The sequence below is a fragment of the Acinetobacter psychrotolerans genome (genome assembly GCF_048552595.1).
Taxonomy (GTDB): Bacteria; Pseudomonadota; Gammaproteobacteria; order Pseudomonadales; family Moraxellaceae; genus Acinetobacter.
In genome coordinates this window covers 121,524-145,380 of record NZ_JBIMDK010000002.1, presented here as the reverse complement: position 1 = coordinate 145,380, position 23,857 = coordinate 121,524, and the positions used below count along the sequence as shown (strand labels likewise).

Sequence of the window (23,857 nt, the reverse complement as noted above, 5' to 3'; positions counted from 1 at the left end):
ATTTTACTAATCCTCTTTCTTATCTTCTAAAGAGGTTAATTTTTTTGCATCTTCAACAAGAATTTGTTTATAACCGTTCTCTTCAATACTAAAGAATAGATAGTCCCTGTTCGCATAAAGAAAATTAATATCAGCTTTAGGTTTCTTGAGGATCATTTTATTGATTAAAATATTAGGATTATAAAAACTTTCATCCTTTATTATATTGTTATTTAAATCAACAATCTTACTGTCAAATTGATATACAAAAAAAATGACGTATAAGGTTAAAGCAACCCAATATATAAACTTTGTTACCTTATAATCGTTTGTTATACTTAAATTAATTACCAACATAGTAATTGAATAAACACATATAATAATTGCATTTAGCCAACCAAAATCACCCAATATAGCCCCAACATTGGAATCAGGATTAAATGTCATAAAACGCCACGACAATAAAGCCAAAATACCTAAAAGCATGAATATTAATAATGATTTTGTCTTTACTCCTCCCATTTCATCAAGACTTATACTAAAAACTCTAAGTAACTCAGTAATTACTATAACAATCAACAATATATAGAGAATAAATATTCCAACCAGCAATCCATCTGGAATAACTTGTGCAACAGAAAAGTACCGTACATATGAGAATCCAACATTATAAATAATATTTATTAATTGATATAAACCACCAATAATTGTCGGTACTATTAAAATTACACTTAAGTATTCTTTTAAAAAGTTTAATGTATTTTTCATAAGGTATTTCAACTTTTGTTAATAACTATAATTATGACTCGTACTTGTACCTATACTTTCAGATGCACTATAACCAATTGAACTCGAACCGCTACCACTGATACTTGCAGACACATGCATGGCTGACATGGCACCAGCCGCCAATTGTGAGGTGTATTGCCCTACTGATTTTGCAGCTTCTAAAGCCAGTTGTGCTTTTTGAATCGCATTCTGCATTTGCGCTTCATATTCCTTCATTTGCATTTCAGCATAAGCAATATTGGTACGCACGTTCATATCAGTATAACGGACTTGAGTTTCAGCATTAGCGACCGCAGTACGCAAGTTCATATCAACATAACGTGAATGTGTTTCTGCAAACGCAATATTAGTACGTGCATTCATATCGGCATAACGTGCTTGCATATCTGCATTTGAAATACTGACACGACTTTGCGATTCAATGTATTTGTTATATACGTCTGAATTGGCAATGGTTGTACGCAACGATAAATCAGCATAACGTGAATGCGCTTCCGATACTGCAATCGCTGTACGAGATTTCATATCCGCAAAACGTGCTAATGATTCACCATTTGTAATCCCCACTCGCATTCGCATTTCTGCAAACTTGGCTTGTGCATCTGCAAACGCAATTTTGGTTCGTGCTGAAGAATCAATCATGCTGGCTTGGGCTGTGATCTTGGTCGTCTCAACACTGGCTTGAGCCTTAAATGCTTCAACCTGAGCGTTAAATGCAGAAGTATTACTTTGCACAACACCCATCTTGGCATCAATATCAGCCTTATATGCTTCTATATTCGATGAATATTCAGCTATACGCACTCGTGCTGTTTCTAAACGCAATTCAGCTTCTTTGGTTTTTACACCAGCTTTGGCAGATATACCATCTACGGTTGCAGCATACATACGTGCTAATGATTCATACATAGTCGCCTTAGATGTTTCGGCTTTCACTTGTGAATCGTAGGCATCAACTTTTAATTTTTCTGCATTAATTTGTTCTGAGTAGGCTTGCACCTCAGACTTATAAGCATCAAACTTGGTTTGAATTAACCCTGCACGTGCCGTCGCACCCTGAACCAAGGCTTTATACACTTCAACATTAGTTAATACCGCTTCGACTTTGGCCTTAAATACATCAACGCGCTGCTGGTTGATTTGGCCAATGGCAATTTGTGCGTCAATTTGCGCTTTGTATGCGGTGATTTTGGAAATATTGGCTTCAATTTTGGTTTTATATACCGTTACCAATGATTCAAAAGCTGTATTTTGAGCGTTGAATAAGCTTATTTGAGCATTTAAAATACTAATCTTGCTATCAACGTTAAGTTTCGCCATCTCCATAGTGTTAGACACATACGCCAACCACATATCTTGCTTCATCTTTTCCAAGGCCATGCCTTGTTCAGTCAAGAATCGGATATGTTCAAGCTGCTTATCAAACGACTGAATCAGTACATCACGGTTTAAATCAGATGCACGTAATTTAGCTTGATCCCGAATGGTCGATATTTGCTTTTGTAGCATACCTGGTGGCATCGAAAAACCACGACTAGCCCATTGATCGGTCGCTTCTTGAATAGCACGTTCCGTTTCGTTGCTGTCACGTTCACGCGCACGATTAAACAATGCTTGCTCAACAGCAGCTGGTAAACCTAAACCAGCATTAGAACCGTCCAACCAAGAGTGTATTTCAAGCACCAATGGCTTGATCGCATTATCAGGATTAGCGGATTGATAATCCTGATTGACAATTTTTGCAGCATCACCGATCACACCATCTAGATCAGGCAATGCAACCTCAAGAGTTGGTGCAATACCCTCAAATATTGGCATTTCTTCATATTGGAAATTCGGTAGCGTGATTGCTTCCAAAACTTCCATATCCGGTAGCACGATTGTTGGAGCTTCTGGCATTTCAACCTGATCATCAATTACAGGCCGCTCAGGTAATGTGATTACCGAAAGACTTGGTGCATCAGGTAAATTAATGATCGGTGCGTCGGGTGTTGCTGGCAAATCCAAATCACTTAAATCTAGCGATTTTAGTAAGTCATCAATGTTAATTTTAGTCGGTACAAATCCACCATCAAAACTTTGCACATTAAATGCAGGCATGGTAGGTAGGTTGATATTGGTATCAATTATCGGAATATCCGAAGCCTGAATAAAATTAGGGGTACTTAAATCAGTATTTAAAATCGGTGCTTCTGGTATTTCAATATTCAAACCATTAAACGTAGGTGCAATCATGTCCGTTGGTTTTTGAATATTAAGATTTAAGACTGGTGGTGCTGGTTGTGGCACATTGAATTCAGGTGCAGTAATACTTGGTAAAGGCGCATATCCTGACGCATCTGGCTTAGGTAGATCTATTGGGGCGCGAATTTCTTCAACTTTGATATTACCAATATCTGCCAAAGATTCAGAAAGATCGGATAAAAGCGCATTTGACTTACCCTCAAAATATCTCATTTTGTCATTAACTTGCTCTATCGCTTCATCAACAACATTTAATGTAGGGATCTGCATATTTAAACCCTCCTTTTAGTTGAGGCAATATCAATATTTAAGTCATTCACATAACCATGCTCACCCGAAATATTGATTTCAAAAGCAAAGTGGCGACCACGTAACCCTCGTCCAAACAATACCCGACCATTGGTTAATTGATTGGCTTGTTCGCTTGGTAATTTATATAAGTAGGTTTGTTGTGTTCCGCTTTGCGTAGTACTTACGCCAATTTCTATTTTTTTGGCACTTCCTGAGAGTTCATATTCCAGATAAGCTCCTAAAGGGTGAACCAATTGCCCTTTGCCTAAATCCAATTTACCTGTGATAACTTGGCCATCAACGTGAGCATCCACATCAAGCCGATGCACACCATCACTATTTACACCATACAGAACACTATTAATCACACTGAGATCATCAAATTGATAACCTTGATAGCGTGACATGGCCCAATTATCTACATTCGCTGTCCATGCAAAACCACTCGCAGCATAGTTATCAATAACATGGTCTTCCGCAAACATTAATTCGCTAACGAGATCCTGAGCAATAAGATGATCTGATACTGAATCTTGAATGAAACTTGAATCAATTAAAGATTCTTTGATTTTTTGTTCTTGTAAAAGCTCATCTAAAATTAAAAGTGAATCAGAAATCAGAACCGATACATTTAATTTATCGGTAAAAGTATCATTTGCAATTAAACTGTCTTGCCATTGATCACGTGCAACACGATAGGTGCTGTCAGTAATTTTTGCTCGTTCACTGGTGAGAGAATGAGTCGATCGTTTGTCGACAACTTGATCAATAATGCCGAATGTTTCAGTAATTAAACTCGATACACCGTCATTTACTGAATCGCGGATAGATAAACTATCTTCTATTTGTGTGTTTTTCAGCGCATGATCCAATACACTGTCTTTGGCTTTAAAGGTTTCGCCAGCAATATTTTGACTGTGCTTTTTATCACTGATTTGATCTGAAATTTTGACAGAATCAGTGATGATCGCCTTGGTTGCTTCCAAAATTTGAACACTGGCCAATGCTGTTTCTTCAATCAGCACACGACTTTTCACATGCGATAAGTCTTGATCTTTGATTTCTACTGATTCAGCAATAAGCTGTGATGCTGCATTATTCCCTAGAATAGAATCGCTTATCTTGGCTGTTTCATAAACCACCTGATAGCGGCTATCCGTCACTTGATCGAATGCAATAGCCACATCACTGTGCGAAATTAAAATAGCGGTCAATAATTGACTTGATATTTTGGCAATTTCTACAGCAAGTGTTTTCATTCTGCCGAAAGTTGAATTTCCAGCGATTGCGGTTTCTTGTATATCATCCCGATAGTTACTCATTAATAACCCCTATAAAGTGATATGCGGATTTATCCTCCACCAAACTAGAATATCCCCACTTATAGCGGCGGTTATTTTGATCAGTTTCAGATATGTTGGCATATTCAGTATTACCAAAGACAACCTTACAGGCATCACGGTAGAAGATATTTCCCTCATCATCAGGTGATGCGTAGAAATACCATTCATGCGGTACATTACTGTGTACTTGGTTTGGCGTGTCACTTATATCGAAGTGTACCGCACCGTTTACATTACCCTTGCTTGGTGTAGTTACGCTGTATTCTTTAATCTTGGGTGCGCCACCACCACCCGAATGTAGCCATTCGTTTTTATTTGGATGAACAAGCCATGTCGCGTCATAAGGTAGTCCAGGCAACCAAAGGCCTTGATCAGCAAAGTCGGAGTATTCAGAAGGATTATAATTCTCTATTTCTACCCACACTGGGCTTCCGTCTTTTGGGTAAGGAACCCCTGTCATTTTCTCCAAACCACCAGCCCAGGCAAACACAAAATCATACGTCCAATACCGATATGATGTTGGATCTTGCATGGCATAAAGTTGAAGTGATTCGGAATCACTCTTAGACGCTACACTCTTTTTCTTTGCTAAAATTGCTGCATTACGCATTAAGTATGGAATACATATAGCAATGTTAATAGCCTCATTCTCAGTACGATTGCTTTTGGTTAAATGGGTATAGTATCTGTTGCGCCATATCGTTCCTGGCTTCCAAAAAAAGGCATCAAATGAAAAGAAAGGCTTACTGTCAAAACCCTTATCTGTCCCTTTGATTGTTGTGGTCGTAACAACTGGTGAGAATACTTCTCTAAAATCAAAATCAGTGGTGTAGAAATACCCTTGCGGTGAGCTACTACCAGTCGTTTCTACTTGTTGCCATGAACCAACGGTCATTACAGGCTCATAATCACTTTCAATTTTTTTTATATAAGACCGCCAATCAGCAAAGTACTTCACCACCTTCAAGCTATCTTCAACATAATAACCATACATAATGGTATCGCAGTTGGGTTTTACCACGGGGGTCGAAAATGAACCAAAATCAAAAGAAATACAACCACCCATTTCAACCATTGGGAACTTAATTTGCGGTTGAAATTTAGGCTTTGCATTGTGATATAGCGGCCCAATTCCGACTTGAGCAATATTCCCATTTAAGTTTGCAATGGGAGTAACTTCCAAATTATCCCAATAATCCACATCATTAGAAGTCACGCCTAAAGGATCGTATAGGCTGGTTAGGGCTCTTTGGTAAACGTCCTCCTGATCTACACGGCGTAATTTATACATAATGGCTTTAGATTTTTCCTCACCTAGCGGTAGTAACTGAAAAAGTTTAGCCACGTATGTTGAAATCGCTTTGACATATTCAGGCTTTGTCTTGACTTGATTTAACCAACCACGCTTTTCAAGCGATCCAAAATCCAGTCGAATCTTGTATGACTTCCCTCTTATAATCCCATCATCACCGTAGCTGTAACAGGTATTAAAGCCTTCTGTACCACGTAAATTAAAACTCCAACCGCATGCAGGGCTGTAGGCAATGTTTGAATAAAAATCAGCACTATCGCAAACCTTAATCACCACACCAGCTCTACGCCAAGATTCAAAATCATTACTAGTATGAAAGCCCTCACCGCTTGGCATACCGCCAAAGCGGTTGAGGATGTTTAAAAGTTCCTCATCACCAACATCCTCGACATACTCACGAAATGCTGTGGTTGTAGTTGCTGGAACTATCGGCATTGGCATTGCATAAACACCACTGGAATTTATGCGCGTTAGCCAAGGCTGATTTTTAGAATCAAAAGTAACACCATTGGTTTTATGAAATTTGTAATCAAATTGAAACTCGCCATCCAATGGTGGAACACCGTTATAACCAGGTAAACGTATCCCCTCTAATTCAAGAGCAATACGCTCAATATATTTTTCTGGTATTTTAAGTTGTGCGCGTTCTAGTGGAAGATCAGTTAATGCCTTTACATTCTGTAGGCCATAACCACCCACGATCTGCATGACTTCTGCCATCGCACCGCTATACCAAGTTGGTCGTTGTTGTACGTACTGTGTAGTAATCAAACTACCTGTATTATTCTGAGGGATAAATTCAGGAACAATCTTATCGTTGGGCTTAATCACAAAACGCTTTAAGCGCAATTCTTTAGGCGGTAAATTTTCATTAGAATAGTTGGTTAATCGTCTGCGACATTGTTCTGTTATTTTTATGCCCACGCCTTCTTCGGGCAATACTCGCGCCTTGGTGATAATCCCGCTGTAAAACATGGGGATATATCGCTTAGCTATTCCATCAAAATCAAATTTATTATTAATCGGTGATTCTTTATAAGCCATTGCTTTAAGAATGCCACCCATCTCTTGCAGAATGACATAACCGCCATCAGGCAAGTCTTTAACTCGCTTAATGTTGTCTAATTTAGATACGGCTTTATCGTTGGTGAGCTTTTTAATCTCATGATCAATGAATGACCTATCTTGATCTGAAAGCTCACCACCATGCACCGATACCCCATAGGGCTTAGGTGAGTGCATCTTAGACGGTTAATGACAAGCGATAGCCGATTTCATAAACATCACCATTTTGGAATGTTCGTGTTGCGGCATATTTAGTGGCTGAAACCAATGCACCACTTGTACCACCTTTTACGCTATTGGTAAGTAAGGCAGCACCAGTAACATTCAATTGAGTTGCTGTAGCAATCGTCACTGATGCCACTGTGGTCATATTATCAATTGAGTTGCCAGTTGTATTGATCGGAGTCCATTGTGGACGTGTAGCTGCGGTATATCCTTCGGTTAAACTTACAATTTCAGCTGCTGTTGCAGAAAAGTTTGCAGCAGTCCAGTTTGCAGCAGGTGCGGTTGCCCCACTAAATAAAGCAATGTAATAACCAGCTGGTTTAGGTGTACTACCTAAGGCTACGTTTAAGATATGAGCCAAACCTTCATTTACAATCAAGTTTGGAATACGTTGCCATTCACCACCGTTTACACGATCAAAATATTCACCAGCTGCTTGTACGGATTGGTCTTTAAGTTGTTTTTCCATTGCAAGTTACCATCATAAGTAAAAGTATCGCATTAACTTACAATGGTTGTGATTCTTCTGCCTAACCCTACACACCTACCAGACTTTGCCGATATACCTTTTAAAACGCCAGCATGTAATTCAATTACCTGACCTGATGAAGTACCAAGTACATAGCCATTCTCAGCTAACCACAGTACTGTCTTAGCACCACCTTGAGAAATTTCACTCCCCACGCTATCTGCATCCAGTTCGACTGCAGTATTGGGAATGGGTGCATGTGCGGTTTTCTTAACAAACTGCATGGCTTTGGGTTCTAAACCACTGAGAAAAACAACATGGTCTACTTGTCCAATCCATATACCGTTATCTACAGGTTCAACAAAAGTAATTCGTTGCGGCAACATCACAAAATCATGTCGTTCATCGTGTAGGTGATAGGCCATGGATTGAGAAAAACGAAGTACATTCTTATCTGCAGTCAATAATCGACCTTGCCAATACTTCATAAATTTTCCGCTAGGCATGGGTGATAAGCCACTAAACTGCGCTGCACGACCCAAATCATCGACCTGATCTATATTGACTTGATAGGTTGTTATTGGGTAAGCCTGATATTTCTTTAACTCTGCACCATTACGAGAAGTTGCATACACCACAACATGCGTTACTGATTCATCTATGCAATATGGAAGGGTTAGAGATAGGCTACCCTGTAGTAGATCTCCATTGCCATCAAGGTTAATTTTACATTTCACATGATCAGACAATCCTGATTCAATCCCATTACGCATATAAGCAATGGCGAGTGTGTATTCACCACCACCCAATCGACCGCCTTGTGGATTAGTCGAGGCCATTGGGCTTGTTGGGGTAGCTATTGCAAGCGGTTCAAGTAATGTGCCGTTAAATATAAAAATACCATCAAGCGTAGATATGAAAATTAAATTATTGACGATTTCATAACAGACTATTGAATCATTAATATTCCTTTTTAAGACTTCATAATCCCAAGAAATCGGATCAACTTTGACAATTTGATGTTCAAGCGTGGCAAATACATCCTTATGCAATGGGCTTTGCCAAAGGTTTTTAAAATTATGCGCTGTGACTTGCGCCGATCCTTTCCGTAAAGCTATTTTACCGCTAATTGATAAATCGACATTCACTGCATCTTTAACGTAGAGTTTTGGGCTTTTGCCTTCAATTTGCAAAGCATCTTCATCTGATACGTTATTTATCCCTACAAACGGTGCTAATCGTTTTACCATCACCATGCCCCTTTCCTGAATTGATCTGAATTACCATCTGGACGAATATACTGTGTTGCTGGCTGGATATTAGGAACGCCATAGGTAGTCGCGTCAAACCCTATAACATTAATGTGAATTTTCGGTCGTGGTATCTCTTTGCGTATTACACGCATACGATCGTTAAAGTTGGTGTAATCATATTCCATGGCAAAAGTTTCAAAACCTTCTAGGATGAGGTCACGAACTTTTAACGAGATAAAAGTTTTTCCAAATACTTCGCTTTCAAAACCGCCATAATTACCTGATACTAATTCACCGATCCGCAAACCTTGCCACATGAAAGGTTTGTCACCATTCAGTCGTGTACCCATTTGCAAATGATCTCTACCACTAGCTTTCACAGTTCTGTTGAAGAAATCAATAACAGGTCTATCCATCACTATTGAAGGTGAACCGCTTGGTTTAATAAAATATGGGCCAGTGTGAGGGATCTTCAATAATGTTTGACCAAAACCTTGACCATCCGCAGCGTCAAACTGAACGATATGTTGATCAAATGGCCCAACAACATGAAAACCTGTACGCTGACTTCTAAAGCCAAAATCTGTCAGATTGATATATCGCTTTCTAAGATCAATCTTATGCCCAGAATTGAATTGGCTTTGTTTACCCATACCAACATTCAACTTGCGATGTTTCAAATCAATACGAACATGACCAAACACTTCACCGGGAAGCCTTGTGCCACTGTCGCTATTTACAAAGTGCAAACCTCTAGGCTCGTGGTTTGCTTGAGCTTGTGACGGGGCTTCCATCACAGCATAAATCGTCCACGGCGAAAGCCTTGGTTTTGAAACAAAAAGTGAATCACCTATCGTAGATACAGTGATCATTCTATTTTTTAGACCAACAAAAGGTTCACCTACAGACAATTCCTGTAAACCGGGTTGAACTAAAATCCCATTAGATTGTGTGTGATGGCTACCAAAACTTGTTGCAATAAACCCTTGAGGAAATATCACATTCGATTTAACAATTGGTTGTGAAACTTGATTTTTAGGTATTTCAATACCATGGCCTTTATTTTCTTCCCCATCAATTTCTACTGCATCTAACCAAATGTATTGCGGATAGTAAGGCGGTACACCTGTTTTAATCACTTTTGGTCTAGGAATATTCCAATGCGTAAACCCTGATACTGAAAATTGACGATCTCTATACGCAATTTCAGTTTTACCCCAAAGTACCATTTCACTACTTTGTTGTAATAATGGTCGCCATTGTAAACGAATCAAACTATCGCCAAACTCCTCACTGTTTCGACCACGTGCACCCAACTCAGGTGTTAGATTCTTAACTATTGGTGAGCCATAACCATCACGTAACATCCATCGTGGTGCAATGATATTAAAATGGATGGTGAGTGATGGACTACCAAAGGCTTGATGGTCATCAAAACGACCTACTTCTTCAATATATCGGGTGTATAAATCAATACGATGAATTGGGATATATGGCGGTGCAATTGAATAGCGTTGTTCAATAGACAGCTTGCGTATCCGATCCGCAATCATCGGCTTGCCAATTTCAAGACTTTCAAAATTACCATTGCGATTGAAATAACGGCGATTGTTGGTAACTTGATTTACACCGAAAGCCTGTGCATTGATACCACGTGGGGCAATCACAAAGGCATCGTTATACACTACATGCCAACCGCTGATATGAGTGGCTTCTAATCCTTGCAGTTTTAAATGTCGTACACGTTCCGCAATCATTGGACGATTGATTGCAAGGCTATTAATACCTAACGGATATATTGGTCGTGCATTGTTATTAATGGATGGTGATGCAACACGACTCGCATCATTACCGATTGCTCCGATTACTTTATTGCGATTTGCAATACCAGTCCAACCTGTCCATTTTGGCGGTACTAGACCACTATCTACATCATAAAATTGCACAATGTACTTGCGTAGATTCCAAAAATGATGTGTACCGAAACGATGACCACCTTCTTGTCCTGTGGTTAGAAATCCAGTAGGTTTTAAATATTTTTTCCACAGATCAATAGTCGTTAAACCGAATGGATTGCTAAAGCCTTGCGGATAAACTACTTGGTTTTCTGGAATAATTCGAGTGCCGAATAGTGTTGCAATATAGCCAAGCGGATTAATGCTCTGAGTGCCACCCACACGATGAATCGGCATGTTTGGATAAGGAATTGAGACTAGTTGCACGAGGCGTTTTGCAAAAGATAACCAAGCGTTATATCCATAGACCGCTTGATTAGAACCTTGGGCAAGTAAGGTGCGACTACCATGCTCAATTCTTGGCACACCGTAAATATCAGCTTTAATGCCTAAAGGATTAAATTTTCGTGAATAATGCCAAGTGATTGTTTCACCAAAAACTAATGTTTCACGCCCAATACCTACGTAAACATTTCGCACACGATTAGAAATAAACGCATTACCTATAACAAGTGCGTTAATTCCTTTTGGATTTAATTCTGGACTTTTAGTTAGGGTGTGAATGCCAAGTTTGGGTAGATAAAAACCACTTGGCTTAACTGTTCTAATACGATAACCAATATCGATATTGGTTAGACCTGATATCGAAATAAATCCTTGTGGAGCAATAGATGGGGTTTTATTGTGAATAAAACCGTTACCAAATAATTGAGCATTAAACGACTTAGATTCAATTGATCTGCGTGTGCTTTCAACTGTTGCCCAATCACTAAATTGCTGAGAAAGTATCCCTAGTGTATTGATAATTCGGCGTGTGTTGCGTATTCCAATATCACCAAATACACCACCCACAATTATTGTGGAAGTGCCGTTGAAGAATATTTTTTGCGTTGGATCAAATACTTTTAGGTAGCCTGACTCAAAAGCACTGATTATTGAGGGTGTAAGATAACGTGGACTATGTGAGATCCATGTCACACCATAAGTTGTGTTTACAAAGCCTTTTGGACTAGGATTACGCTGTAAAAACGGTTGACCAAAACTATCACCTTTAATCCCTGTTGGTCGCAACATTCTAGGCGATATTTTAGGGCCTGTAATTATAGGTGGCACAATAGCGATGGGATTCGCATATTGATTGGCTCTCGTATTAATTGCTTTTGGTATAGGTACTATATTTGCATTAAAACCAACAGGTTTTATATATTTAACACCACCTTGAAGATATGCCGTTCCAAATACATTTGTGTTATAACCAACTAAACGTATGTATTGACGTAAGTTATATATTTTCGCAGTACCAAATATATTTGAATTAAATCCTAATACAAAAGCCTGTTTATTAAAATTGCGAACCTGTGGTGTTCCAATACCAAAACTTATAACCGAGATCGGTTTTACTTGCTGATTAAATACAAGTTTTGGAACGCCATATACAAAAGATAAAAAAGATAGTGCTCCAACATATTGAGTGACAGCAGGGATATCATCACCCGGTATATAATCGAGTTTTAATCTAAATGGTTTACCTAAATCAGATTTCTTTTCTTTATTTTGATTAAGAATTTTAAAATTAAATGGTATGTATTTATCATCCATTGCCTTCCCCAAGGAAGCCTAAATTATACAATAACTCTAAATCATCATTGCTTAGAGCTTTATCAAAAAAAGTTAAATCAGATAAGTACCCTCGCATCCCATAATAATTCCAGTTACCGCATGCAGGGAACTGGAAACTTGCAGCCGTTGCTACAGATATGGGTGGAGCTTTGTACACCCCATTATACCAAGTACCGTTTATAAAACATTTATAGCTATGGCTGATTACATCATAAACTACAGCAATAAAACTGGTTCGATTTAGCGGCAATATATAAGACAAACTATTACTATTGTGAGGAAATTGGAAATAACTGCTTGACGCACGCATATTTGCTGTACCACTAGATAAGCTAATCCAATTAGCGAAAATCCAGTTGTAATCCGTATTTGCCGTTGGGTGTACCCATGCAAACCATGTAAAGGAATTAAGTGTGAGTCGCTGCAAGTCCAGTGGGGCAACGACATTAACTTGCGATATCGACGGCGCACCAACAGCAAAACCTGCCGCACCCTCATGACCTTTCCTCAAAACTTTCCCACGGTATACCAATGCCGTAGATGCGGTGTTACTAAAAGTACCGTTTACAGGTGATATACCTATATCTATAACTGCTGTTCCTGAAATTTCATTTAATTTCCAACTATGTATAGGTTCTAAATTTGTCAAATATTCATCAAAATCTAAACCTACAGTTATACGTAGTTGCTCACTCACCATTTTATCACTACCACGATGAGCAACAACTCGATAGTAATAGTTAGCACCGACAACTATTTCCTGATCAAAATAATACATTGTCGTTAGACCTGATATTAACGGATCAGGTAAATTCTCCATATCGAGCATAGGGGTTGCTGATCGTAAAATATCAAACGAATCAAAATCACCAAATTGAGCAAACTCAATTCTGATACCACCCTTTTCTTCTATTGCTTTTGGATTGATTTTATTATTTGCTGCACCAGAAGAAATCAGATCAATCGCTTTTATACTTTTGATTGATCTAACAATACTCAAATTAGCTAACTGGAATTTGCCCGGATTAAAAATAATAATGTCCATTGCATTTACTCGAAAGCAAAGACAAGATTAGCATTGACAATGCTTGTCGGTCTGAAAGCACAGAAACCATCCATCACAATAAAGTTTGTTGGTGTATTGCCATAAACTGTTGCAGCAAATTGTGTACCTTTACCTAACTTATTTGCCAATATAGATCCAACACAAGAACTTCGTATAGGCATAGGTGTTGTGTGATAAAAGTGATTTATTAAAGCGCCATCTACAAATGAGCTTTGTGCGAAAAATGGAGCACCAAATGCGTGTTCAAAAGTTTTACTGTCTGAAAATCTTACTGTTTTAGAGACACATACATTTACATTACCAAAGGCACCATTAGAATTTACAGAACTATTATTCGTGTAATTCAAACCCGATGAGAATAAGGTAAAACCAGTGTTAGATGGGCTTCCATCCTCATTCGGAATACGTTCTATACAAAATGCAACAGGTGCAAATCGCATATCGTAAGGAGGTTCTTGTAGCCCTGCATTAAAAACTACTGCGAAAAAACCTTTTGGCGGAATAGTTGTAGCAAAAGACTGATAAGCAGCGTTAAAAAAATCTTTAGTATAGGGGTAGCCACATATAACAGTATGCGAGACTGAATTATTTGTAATATTACCTAAACCATCTGTAGCAGTACCAACAGTTATTGTCGATCCAATAGTGAAGCCTACGGCTTTAAACCCTTGTGTAGCGTTTAATTGGACTTTAACAAATAATGGGTTAGTGCTTATAAACTCATCATTTAACCTATATATCTGAAACGCTAAAGTACCACCATCATTGGGTAAATTAGCATAAGTGTTCGTTGTCCCAAGCACATACTGCCCTGTATCTGCGGTTTGGGTTAAATCCAATTCTTTCAATTTAGAAAAAAAATGATCTAACCACACGTTTACATTAGTAGGAACTTGGGCAGATGATCTTATGATAGAGCTATCGGGCGGTATCCAACTTAAAGCAGTCATATCAAATTCCCATATACATCTTCATTTTTCCAATAACCTTTTTCGTCATGCCATTTCACATACATATTAAAAAAGTTCAGTTCACCGTTGGATTTAACCTGATCCTGAACATAGCCAGTGATCCATTCCATCACATTGCCAACATCGCCATATTTACCTTGGCTGTGTTCAAGTGCGAACATTTGGTATTTAGGCGAGTGAATAAGATCTTGCCAACGAATCTGAACTTGATCACTGGCATATAAATCTGCTTTAAATCCAGCTACACCCACACCTTGAGTGGGTGGCTTTGGTTTACTATTTTCCATTACCACCTCCGCATTAAACTTTAAAGATTTTATTGGTACCATTATCCCAAGTGACGATGATGTCACCGCCATTCGGTGTAATCGGCAAACCGGTAGCTGTATCAATGAACGCTACTAATGGGCTGGTGCTTTCCGTACCTGTATCAACATAAATAATAATGGCTTCAATTGATGCGCCTGACACAGCTGTAAATGTCACATCAGCAGCATCAGCCGCACCACCAGTGGTCGCTTTTGCTGTTAATGTTACTGGCCCTGCAATACGAGCTGAAGTCGGAATATCTGAAAGATATTGGTGTACTGAGGTTTGTGGTGTGTATGCACCTGTGTCCACTAAAATGACTTTAACGGTATCAGTCATCCAATTGATCTGTGCTTCAAGAAAGCGTTGACGTGCATAGTCATAAAGTGTGTTTGCCATGATCTTGTGTCTCCAAATCTAAGTCGGAAGCACTCATGCGCTTATGTTTAATTTCAATGTGATTATCTGCTTCAATACAAATTCGAGCCAATTGCCCTGATTTTTTGATCAATTTAACTTTGGCACCGCCAATGTAAAGCGTATCTTCAGTTTTCAAATCAATAATACGTTTGCCCATATTTGTGCATGATTAAATAAAATAGGTAAGGTTATTATGTGAAAACCCCCTGAAAAGCTTTAGCCTTACAGGGGTTTTGATGTGGTCTCAAAAACATCATGGCATAAACGGCATAACCGTGTGTGGTACATCTTCTCGTGTGATTCGTCGTAAATCACTGTCAGGTCGATCACCAAAGTATTCAGTAAATTTAGCTTCAGCAATTTGTGCACGATTCGGATCAAAAAATTCAGTATCAGGAACACTAAATGCTTTATGTAAAGCCCACTCAATCAGGTAAGGATGATGCACCTTATGCAAATCAATAGGTGTATCCGTATCATCAACCATCACTTCAATTGGGGTGCGATACCCTTCCAACTGTAATTCACCATCCATCGTTGGAATAGGTATAAGACGAATCCCTGTATCATCCTGAATAATATGCTCAGGCTTACCCTTCATCACACGCCAATTTTCCCCACCATAATAATGATCAAGTAATTCAGCTGACATTAGACTCAAGCATTGACTTTTTGCGCCATCACTTGGTTTAAACCAAATGCGAGTTAGCTCATATAATGAGTCATGCAATTGATAACGAGATGAACCAATCAGAACTGTTATCTTACACACATCGCTATTCTGACTTTCATGCACCAAACGACCACGAATACACGCTTCATTCACAGCATCATTGAGCCAATCCTTAACATCTGAATCTTCGTTAAAGTATGGCTCTACCTTGTCATTCGCCTGTGTACGAAAACGTCGGATTAATTCATCGAGTTGCATTACTCAGGAACTCCCATCGTATCAAGTAGGTTTAAAACCTTGTCTTTCATCCATTCAACAGATTGGTTTTTAGGAATTTTCTGATTAAAGTTCTTCATGGCGTATTCATACAAAGAATCTTTATCTTCCATACGGCGTACAAGATCAATTTCATCAAGTAGCTGGGTGTTTTCCTTCTCCTTATTTTCTTTTTCTTCCTGTGCTTTTTTAAGCGTTGCCTCAGTATCATCCACCACTTGATCAGAACTTACAGCCAAAGCGACTGGTGCATCATCTCGTACAAATTCAGGATGCTTGAGTAACTTATTGGCGAGGTCTGTGGTGACTGAACGTGTTTGGCCATAACTAAATACCAGATTCGATTCATACAAACGATCTGTGTATTCCTCTTTTAAGCCTACATATTTAACACGTACACCCGATGCTACAGCTTTGGCAGTTGGAGCAGTATTCAAACTTTGTGCCTGATTACCTGCCAATTGTTTAAAGGCTGCAAGTGATGCTTGTAATTGTGCAGTCTGATTGACTAAAGCCAAGTGCTCTTCAGGTTCAGGTAGGTCTTTGACCAGATGCACCATTGCTTTAAATAAATAATCTTTGGCTTTTTGCTCTGCTGGCAATTCGTCATAAGGTCGGAAACATGGGTGAGTCTTGGCTTCAAAATCCTTAACGTCACCATAAGTCCAACCGTCTTTTTCTTTTTGCAGCAACCATGATTCATGCGACTGTTCTGGTGTGGTTTCAGGATTTTCTAGGTGTAATTGAACACCATACTCAATACTTTTTTTCTGCTCGTCTGGTGCATTATCCCAAGTAGGCTGACTATCATCCCCTTGGGACAAACAATAAGCAGCATTGATCGAGTGGCATAGCATTGCAATTGTTGAGAGTTTCATAAGGCCTTCCTCATTAGATAAAAAAAGGGATGGCGACCCTTTGCTAAATCATCCATCCCCAAACTGTTCATCATTTATTTTTGTGCAAAAGATTAACGAGGACCTTTCAACTCACCGTACACAACTACTTTAATGTCACTGACTTTGGCATTGACTACACCAGCCACAGTCAAAATTAAACGTGCAGGCTTAGGCAACGTAATCAACTTCGCACCAGTAGCACGTAAACGTCCTGCGGCTGCCAAGTCACCAGCACTGATAAAATGTGCTGCGTCCTGCGGTGTGGCTGCAACATCAGTACCATCGGTGTATTTAAAGCCAAGTGAGCCAGTCACCGTTGCTGTCATACCTGTCGTCACAAATACCTGTGCATCATCTAATCGCATACCTTCAGGTAATTCACCCAAATCAATCACATCACCAACCCCAACAGCAGCGGTTGAGTCTGATTCAAGTACTGCACCTGTGGCATTGGTCGCCAATAGGTATGTTAATGCTGTGAGATTGCCGTATGGTGAGAATCCACCAAATTGACCGTAACGACCATCTTTCTTTTTAATATTCGCCATGATTGCTAAACTCCAAATCTATGAAAAGGATCAAGAAGGGCTTTCGCCCTTTCCTATTACTGACCGCGACCCTGACAAGCAACAGCGGTATCGACCACGGTTACGCCATAGTCGGTGAATTCTTGACGTGTACCAGTATTCACATCGAAGCGAATCTTAGACACACCACGGATCGAACCGATTAACAGCTCCCACTTATCGCCATGATCCATTTCTTTTTCAGACCAGAAGAATGGCACACCTGATTTATCCGAAGCAGCAAGTGCTTCAGCGACAGCCTGACCACCCAAGATGATTGAACGATCTACTGCAAATTTTTCACCAAATGATGCAGGCACTTTGATACCTGATTCAGTTTCAGAGGTGTAATCAGCACAATACTTAATGGTATCGCCAGCATAGAAACGGATTGGACGTGGCATTTTACGGATGAGGAACCCATTCCAAAGACCCACTTCACCTAAAAACAATGGGTGTTGTTTCGCTTGTCCAGCACGAACTAACGCTGCACCTTGAAATGCGCGGAAACCAGGTTGAGTTGAAAATTTGTTGTATTGTGATGGTGAAACAAGCCATACGCGAAGCGGTGAATCTTCAGCTGCTACGTCACCTTCAAATTTCACAATCGGTGGTGGTAAAGCCATTTCATCCAAGAAGGTCTTCATTGAATCGACTGTATCCATCGTGAACATATCAGTCGTAGCAAAAGCAGCTTCACCCGAATTAACACGAACGCTTGAAATACCTGCGCCATCCGCAAAGAAATGACGGTTTTTAGTCGGTGCTTTGACTTTATTCACCATGATTTCACTGAAGTTCGCATGAGCATCAGTTGGAACACGCCATTCAATATTGTCGTGATAACCACGTGCACCAGCCATGTGAACCAATAACGACTGATCGCAATAGGCATCCATTTGAGATTGTGCAAGTGGTTTACCTAATTTACGCAAATCGGCAGGACTACGGATCTGACTCATGACGTTACCCAAGTCAATCGGGAAACGTGCTTGGTTCACACGAAGTTTATCTTCCGATAAAGACATCCCTACACCACGACCTTCGGCATAAGCAGAACCCATAATCGGATAACCACCGACAGGATTAAGCAAGTTAAAGGTAACTTCATCACCTTTTCCTTTACCCAAGTCTTGCACACGTACAATCGGCATGTGAGATGTGGTCTGTTTACGTAAAGTTGCTTCTGCACCTGCTTCACCAGCTGGCATTTTCCCCGACAGTAAATTCAATGTAGAGTTACGGTTCATATGGGTAGCGAACAAGCCAACAGCCTGTGTCACCATGTTCATTTTTCCACCGTAAGCGGTGTTGGTTTTAGACATTTAAATTCTCTCCACTATAGTTTTTAGACATTGCGGCTGACGTACGCATCGATCTGTTCTGGAGTCCAACTCGCCATTGCTTCGACTTGTTGTGCTGGACTCATGGCAGCCATACGTTCATCAAGCGTGACTCCAGCTGGTGAACCTGCTGGTAAATCACTGACGCTATGCGGCACTTGTGTTTGAGCTTTACTTACAGCTTGCTTGGCTTGTTCCTTAATGCTATTCACATCAGGTGTAGCCACGTTCAAATTGTTGGCTTGCTTATACAGGGTTAAAAGTTCATTTACTTCTGCTGAAGTTCCACTATTTAAAATTTGGTCGTATGCACCTTGTAAAATACCTGGTTGTGCATCTTTCCAATTTTGGAATTCTTGTGATTCAGCAACGGATTCAAAATCAGGGTGTACCGAAGCAATTGCATCAAAGTGCTGTTGCTCTGCACTTTTGGCAAGTTGTGCTTGTTGCAACTGTTGTTGTTGCTGAAAAGGTTGTAACGCCTTATCAATGGCAGCTTGAATTGCACCTGGTACTCTCACCTCAAGTAAAGCATCTACACCTTTAGCAATCGCTTCTTCGGAAAAGTCTCCGAACATGGCAATCACATCGGTGTTATCTCCACTCGCAGCAATTGCAGCTTCAGCCGTCGCTAAATTCTGTTCTGCCGCTGGTGTTATTGCTTGACCTGTTTGGATCTGACTTTGTGCTTCGGCAAGAGCTTGTTCATAGCTCTCAGCTTTAGCTTTCCATTCTTGTTCGCCTTTTCGAGCCTTCTCCAAACTTTCGAATGGAATAGTATGAATGCCGTCTTTAGCGAGAACTGTTGCGTTAGATGCATTTAAGTCATCTTCCGCTGGTACTGTATTCGCAGCATCCGTTGGTTTGATTTCTTCATTCGCTTGGTTAACGACTGGCGTATCGATAACAGGTTCCACTGGTTGTCCAATGGTTTCGCCATTCATCGCAGCTTCAAGCAGCTGCGATGCAAGTTCAGGAGATACTTTCCCGGTTGCTTCAATTTGATCGTTTTGTTGCTCTGTAATATTCATGCCTTTCCTGCCACTTATCGCTGTAGCCGCATTGAGGTTAGTGCAGACTTTAAGAGTCCATGCTTGCTGCTGATTGCTCAACTACGGCTAGTGTGCAAGTGAGAGATAGGAATTGGCGAACCTTACAGGGGGTAAGTGTTTGGCGTAAAAAAACCACCCGAAGGTGGTTTTAATTATGCACTCCTAACGAAGGAATCCAGCAAATGGAAAATCTGGCTGTTTTGTTAAAGATTTTCTTTTAAAAACTGCACTGAATTCTTCACCCTGTTCATTAGTCCATGTACAAATCACATTATCATCTTTATCAATAGACTGGATTTTACAATCTTTTAAATAAACTTCATCACCCACAATTAAGATTGCATTCTCATCTTCCATTTTCATTCCTTTATAAATTAAAAAAATTGACTATTCGAAGTCTTTATGATGATAACTAAACATTAGAGGGTCTTATCATGTAAATATTTACCATGAGCAAAGTTATTGAAAATTTCATTAATGGAAAAAATATCTTTATTTTCTAAAAATAGAATGTTTTTACTATTTCCAAGGTATCCTTTTTTCATTTTTTCTTTATACCCTAATTTTTCGATTTTAATTTCTACAAAATAGCTTTCTAATTTAAGACAAAATACTAATCTTTTTTCTTCAAGTCGAGTAAAAGGGCTTACCATGAATGAGGCTATTGCTTCATCATTTAGCTCTTTATCTTCATCTACCAAGTTAAACATTCTTACATTCATAGCAGACTTATTTAATATTATATCATTTTTAAAATATAGTTTTAAATATTCGTTAAATTCAGGAAATATATGAACACTACTATACGATGGGTGAACTGACAAAGCAGCACGCCAATAAACAGATAAACAATACTTTGCTATTACTTCCTGATCTAAACCGTTAAAACTTACACCATTTAAAGTTTTAACAATCTTTACATTTGGATTTTTTCCTCGTAAAGCATTAATAGAGTATTCTTCATAATTTTTATTAAAATAACTTTCACAAATTTTACATAATTGATTGACAGCCCAAGTATCACTATCAAATTTAAGTTGATTTGAATTAGTACTTATAACTATAGGTTGCCTTCCATCTACTTTTTTTAATAATGTTCTGAAAATAGTATTTGCAATAGCATGTGATTTCTCTAGTTTACGGAATTCTGAACAAAATGCACAATTCCCATAATGTTCAAAATTCTGAAACACTGGATTATTAATATTAGTGTTTTTCTTAATATATTTAATTGCTAGTTCTTTAATACCATGTCTATATAAAACACGACCATGTAAATTTGGTACTAATATTTCACACTTTTCTTGATTTTGATCTAAATACTTTACTAAATAATGAGTCACAAAATATTTTTCTATAAACACTATTTATCCTTATTTAAAATTAAAAAAGCTATTCAGATGAATAGCTTATCACAAAATTCTAGAGTATTAATTTAAAATCGAATTAAATATTATCACTCACCCTCTCCGTCTCAATACCCTGCTGTCCTGTGCCAGCATGTTGCGGTACAGGTGGATTCATTGGGCTAGTATTCTGTTGAACCTGTGCAATCCCTTCACTACCCAATTCTGCACCTTCCCCTTGAATGTATGGACTGCGTATGTCACTTGCTGCAGTCTGTTCAGCCGTTGGGAAATTAGGATCATCACCACCAGGATTAGGCCGTTGATAACCTGCACCTTGCATAATTGCATCGGCAATAGGTGCGATCTGTGGCATCTGTGCAATTTGAACACCGGCTTGCATGGCTGAATAAGCAGCTTGAACACCAATCTGTACCGAACGAGCATCAATTTCACTGACTTTACTCAATGACTCACGCTCTTTAAGTTCCAATTCACGCAACTTAATATCATTACCTGCTTGTGCTAGTGCTTGTTTAACCGCTTCTTTGATCTGTTCTTCAATCTGTTCAGGAGTTGGTGCTTGTGAAGCCTGTTTAATCGCTTCAACAATATCTTTCTTAAACGGCGTATCAGTAAGCGCAATAACATACGGCAGTACTGCGGCTTGTACAGTTGGTGGTAATGACTTGGTGACTTCCGAAAGCGCATTGAGCTGCTGTTCTTGATACGATTTAGAACTTGGTACATCACTTAGTATCACTTTCAGGCGTGTACGTTGAACATCATTCGATAAATACGGATAACCTTCCTCACTAACTTCAGGCTTATTGATCACTACTGTGCGATCAGCCGTAACAGCATCACCTTCAATAATAACCACTTCTTCCTCGTTGCCTAGATCCTCAACAATCATGGAAAGTAACATCTCACCCATCATGGTTCGACCTTCACGGAAGTTATCCATCATTTTGGCTAGCGTTTGATTCGACTGTTCAACTTGGATCTGTTCCTGACGACCAGAAGTAGCATTACCCTTTTTACCTTGAAAGCCACTGGTGATATTAGATACACGCTCAATCGATGCACGATTCTCACCCATCATTTGAAAGTGTTGATCTGTGAGATTGTAATCACGCTTTACATCGAAGCGTGCACCAGGTTTAGCCATGTGATTGGCATTAAGAACAATATCAGCATCAGGACGTGCAACTTGACGACGTAATTGATCGTCGGTCATATCCACTGCACCTTTGGTACGCTCCACACGTGTGACACTCATACCCCAACGCAACTTAGACAAGGCACTGTTTAAGCTATCTTGGCTGTATTTCATATCACGTACAAAGCCATAAGGAATGCCAGTGTTGTCCTCACGGAACCCAAAGAACGGTACATAAGGGAAATAATGATGTGAATATGGCGTTTCACCATCATGTAAACAATGTGGACCTAACCAATACGAACGACGTACCTTAGATACATTTGCACGACTCGCTTGAGCCAATCCATTGGTCAAAGCAATATTATGCGCCATGTTATCTTCATCGTATTCAACTACACGGCCATCTTTAAACTTTAGAACAACAGTATTCTTCCACCGACGATACCAAAGCTCTACAACATTCATTTCCTTTGAAGTTGGGTTATACCAATAGTTTTCTGCATGCGTCCAAGCACGTGCATTGTTCCAAGCATTTTGTAAGCCTGTAGATACACCACCATCCAAATAGCCAGCGTCATTCCACCATTGGCCACCATACCGACCACATAAATCAATCAATTCTGCATGATCAGGGAATGAATCCTTTAAACGCTTAGGATGAACCCAACGAGTGCGCTGTAACCAACGTGCATCTGAGAGGTCTGATTCAGTGGATTTCATATCCCAACGTATTTCATTACGGTGCACGGCGATACAACGATATGGATATTTAAAAGGATCAGGTTCACGTTTAACTTCCACAAATCCTAAACCACAGCCAATTTGAGGACGAAAGGCATCACTACATGCTTTATCAGCCTTAGACAAACGCTCTGCTTGATTCAATTTATAATTCAAAGCGTCTGCAACTTCTTGCCCACCTAACTCACCATTCGGAGTTACACGCCAATCTGTACGTGTCTCAAGCTCGAAACCTTGAACAGATACCAATGCAGGTCCAATCATATTCTCAATTGCAGGAGGAATACCGGCTTTCATCATGCGGTTCATCAAATCGGTATCAAGTTGATTCCCATCTGAATAATCCATTTCCATGTCTGCAATATGTCGCCAATGCGGTTGTTCTTGTATTTCAGCCTGAATTTCAGAAAGTTCTTCAAGTGTAAGTGTATCTTCATCAACTACTTCGGCAACATGATGCTCTTGTGTTTCATGGTCCTGCATTA

Annotated in this window: 20 protein-coding genes; all 20 read right to left on the bottom strand. The window is 39.4% G+C overall.

Translation table 11 applies throughout. The annotated features are described in order from the left end of the window. Window positions 1-6: 6 nt before the first annotated feature. Window positions 7-747 (bottom strand): hypothetical protein, encoded by a 741-nt coding sequence (locus ACG94X_RS02490; RefSeq protein ID WP_419382152.1) that lies wholly within the window; start codon window positions 745-747, stop codon window positions 7-9. Between the two features lie 18 nt (window positions 748-765). Then, the gene (locus ACG94X_RS02485) at window positions 766-3,282 is read right to left on the bottom strand and encodes a hypothetical protein (RefSeq protein ID WP_419382151.1); all 2,517 of its coding nucleotides are present in this window, start codon (window positions 3,280-3,282) and stop codon (window positions 766-768) included. 2 nt (window positions 3,283-3,284) lie between these two features. Continuing rightward, complete coding sequence (locus tag ACG94X_RS02480; protein WP_419382150.1) at window positions 3,285-4,625, bottom strand: hypothetical protein; 1,341 nt, start codon at window positions 4,623-4,625, stop codon at window positions 3,285-3,287. Continuing rightward, the gene (locus tag ACG94X_RS02475; protein ID WP_419382149.1) at window positions 4,618-7,200 is read right to left on the bottom strand and encodes a hypothetical protein; all 2,583 of its coding nucleotides are present in this window, start codon (window positions 7,198-7,200) and stop codon (window positions 4,618-4,620) included. The genes ACG94X_RS02480 and ACG94X_RS02475 overlap by 8 nt, the downstream gene beginning before the upstream one ends. Window position 7,201: 1 nt before the next feature. Then, on the bottom strand, window positions 7,202-7,717 hold the full coding sequence (locus tag ACG94X_RS02470; RefSeq protein WP_419382148.1) for a hypothetical protein: 516 nt from the start codon (window positions 7,715-7,717) through the stop codon (window positions 7,202-7,204). A 32-nt stretch (window positions 7,718-7,749) separates the two neighbouring features. Beyond that, window positions 7,750-8,973, bottom strand: coding sequence for a hypothetical protein (locus ACG94X_RS02465; protein ID WP_419382147.1), 1,224 nt, complete (start codon window positions 8,971-8,973; stop codon window positions 7,750-7,752). Then, complete coding sequence (locus tag ACG94X_RS02460) at window positions 8,967-12,524, bottom strand: hypothetical protein (protein ID WP_419382146.1); 3,558 nt, start codon at window positions 12,522-12,524, stop codon at window positions 8,967-8,969. Before ACG94X_RS02460 ends, ACG94X_RS02465 begins: the two co-directional genes overlap by 7 nt. Beyond that, the gene (locus tag ACG94X_RS02455) at window positions 12,517-13,590 is read right to left on the bottom strand and encodes a LamG-like jellyroll fold domain-containing protein (protein WP_419382145.1); all 1,074 of its coding nucleotides are present in this window, start codon (window positions 13,588-13,590) and stop codon (window positions 12,517-12,519) included. Before ACG94X_RS02455 ends, ACG94X_RS02460 begins: the two co-directional genes overlap by 8 nt. A gap of 5 nt (window positions 13,591-13,595) precedes the next feature. Further along, window positions 13,596-14,450 carry a hypothetical protein gene (locus ACG94X_RS02450; RefSeq protein ID WP_419382144.1) on the bottom strand — a complete coding sequence of 285 codons (855 nt, stop codon included), beginning with the start codon at window positions 14,448-14,450 and terminating at the stop codon, window positions 13,596-13,598. A 107-nt stretch (window positions 14,451-14,557) separates the two neighbouring features. After that, window positions 14,558-14,869 (bottom strand): hypothetical protein, encoded by a 312-nt coding sequence (locus tag ACG94X_RS02445; RefSeq protein ID WP_419382143.1) that lies wholly within the window; start codon window positions 14,867-14,869, stop codon window positions 14,558-14,560. 13 nt (window positions 14,870-14,882) lie between these two features. Continuing rightward, window positions 14,883-15,290: a hypothetical protein gene (locus ACG94X_RS02440; RefSeq protein ID WP_419382142.1), complete on the bottom strand. Its 408-nt coding sequence runs from the start codon at window positions 15,288-15,290 to the stop codon at window positions 14,883-14,885. Continuing rightward, the gene (locus tag ACG94X_RS02435; RefSeq protein ID WP_419382141.1) at window positions 15,271-15,468 is read right to left on the bottom strand and encodes a hypothetical protein; all 198 of its coding nucleotides are present in this window, start codon (window positions 15,466-15,468) and stop codon (window positions 15,271-15,273) included. Before ACG94X_RS02435 ends, ACG94X_RS02440 begins: the two co-directional genes overlap by 20 nt. A 96-nt stretch (window positions 15,469-15,564) precedes the next feature. After that, a complete protein-coding gene (locus tag ACG94X_RS02430; protein WP_419382140.1) occupies window positions 15,565-16,242 on the bottom strand; it encodes a phage adaptor protein in 678 nt (225 codons plus the stop codon). Next, window positions 16,242-17,138 carry a RyR domain-containing protein gene (locus tag ACG94X_RS02425; protein WP_419382139.1) on the bottom strand — a complete coding sequence of 299 codons (897 nt, stop codon included), beginning with the start codon at window positions 17,136-17,138 and terminating at the stop codon, window positions 16,242-16,244. Before ACG94X_RS02425 ends, ACG94X_RS02430 begins: the two co-directional genes overlap by 1 nt. Before the next feature lie 92 nt (window positions 17,139-17,230). After that, complete coding sequence (locus ACG94X_RS02420; RefSeq protein ID WP_419382138.1) at window positions 17,231-17,707, bottom strand: hypothetical protein; 477 nt, start codon at window positions 17,705-17,707, stop codon at window positions 17,231-17,233. A gap of 56 nt (window positions 17,708-17,763) precedes the next feature. Then, window positions 17,764-19,050, bottom strand: coding sequence for a N4-gp56 family major capsid protein (locus ACG94X_RS02415; RefSeq protein WP_419382137.1), 1,287 nt, complete (start codon window positions 19,048-19,050; stop codon window positions 17,764-17,766). A 23-nt stretch (window positions 19,051-19,073) separates the two neighbouring features. Next, a complete protein-coding gene (locus ACG94X_RS02410) occupies window positions 19,074-20,099 on the bottom strand; it encodes a hypothetical protein (RefSeq protein WP_419382136.1) in 1,026 nt (341 codons plus the stop codon). A 183-nt stretch (window positions 20,100-20,282) separates the two neighbouring features. Continuing rightward, complete coding sequence (locus tag ACG94X_RS02405; RefSeq protein ID WP_419382135.1) at window positions 20,283-20,477, bottom strand: hypothetical protein; 195 nt, start codon at window positions 20,475-20,477, stop codon at window positions 20,283-20,285. Window positions 20,478-20,539: 62 nt separating this feature from the next. Continuing rightward, the gene (locus tag ACG94X_RS02400) at window positions 20,540-21,484 is read right to left on the bottom strand and encodes a hypothetical protein (RefSeq protein ID WP_419382134.1); all 945 of its coding nucleotides are present in this window, start codon (window positions 21,482-21,484) and stop codon (window positions 20,540-20,542) included. 82 nt (window positions 21,485-21,566) lie between these two features. Further along, complete coding sequence (locus ACG94X_RS02395; protein WP_419382133.1) at window positions 21,567-23,855, bottom strand: portal protein; 2,289 nt, start codon at window positions 23,853-23,855, stop codon at window positions 21,567-21,569. Window positions 23,856-23,857: the final 2 nt, after the last annotated feature.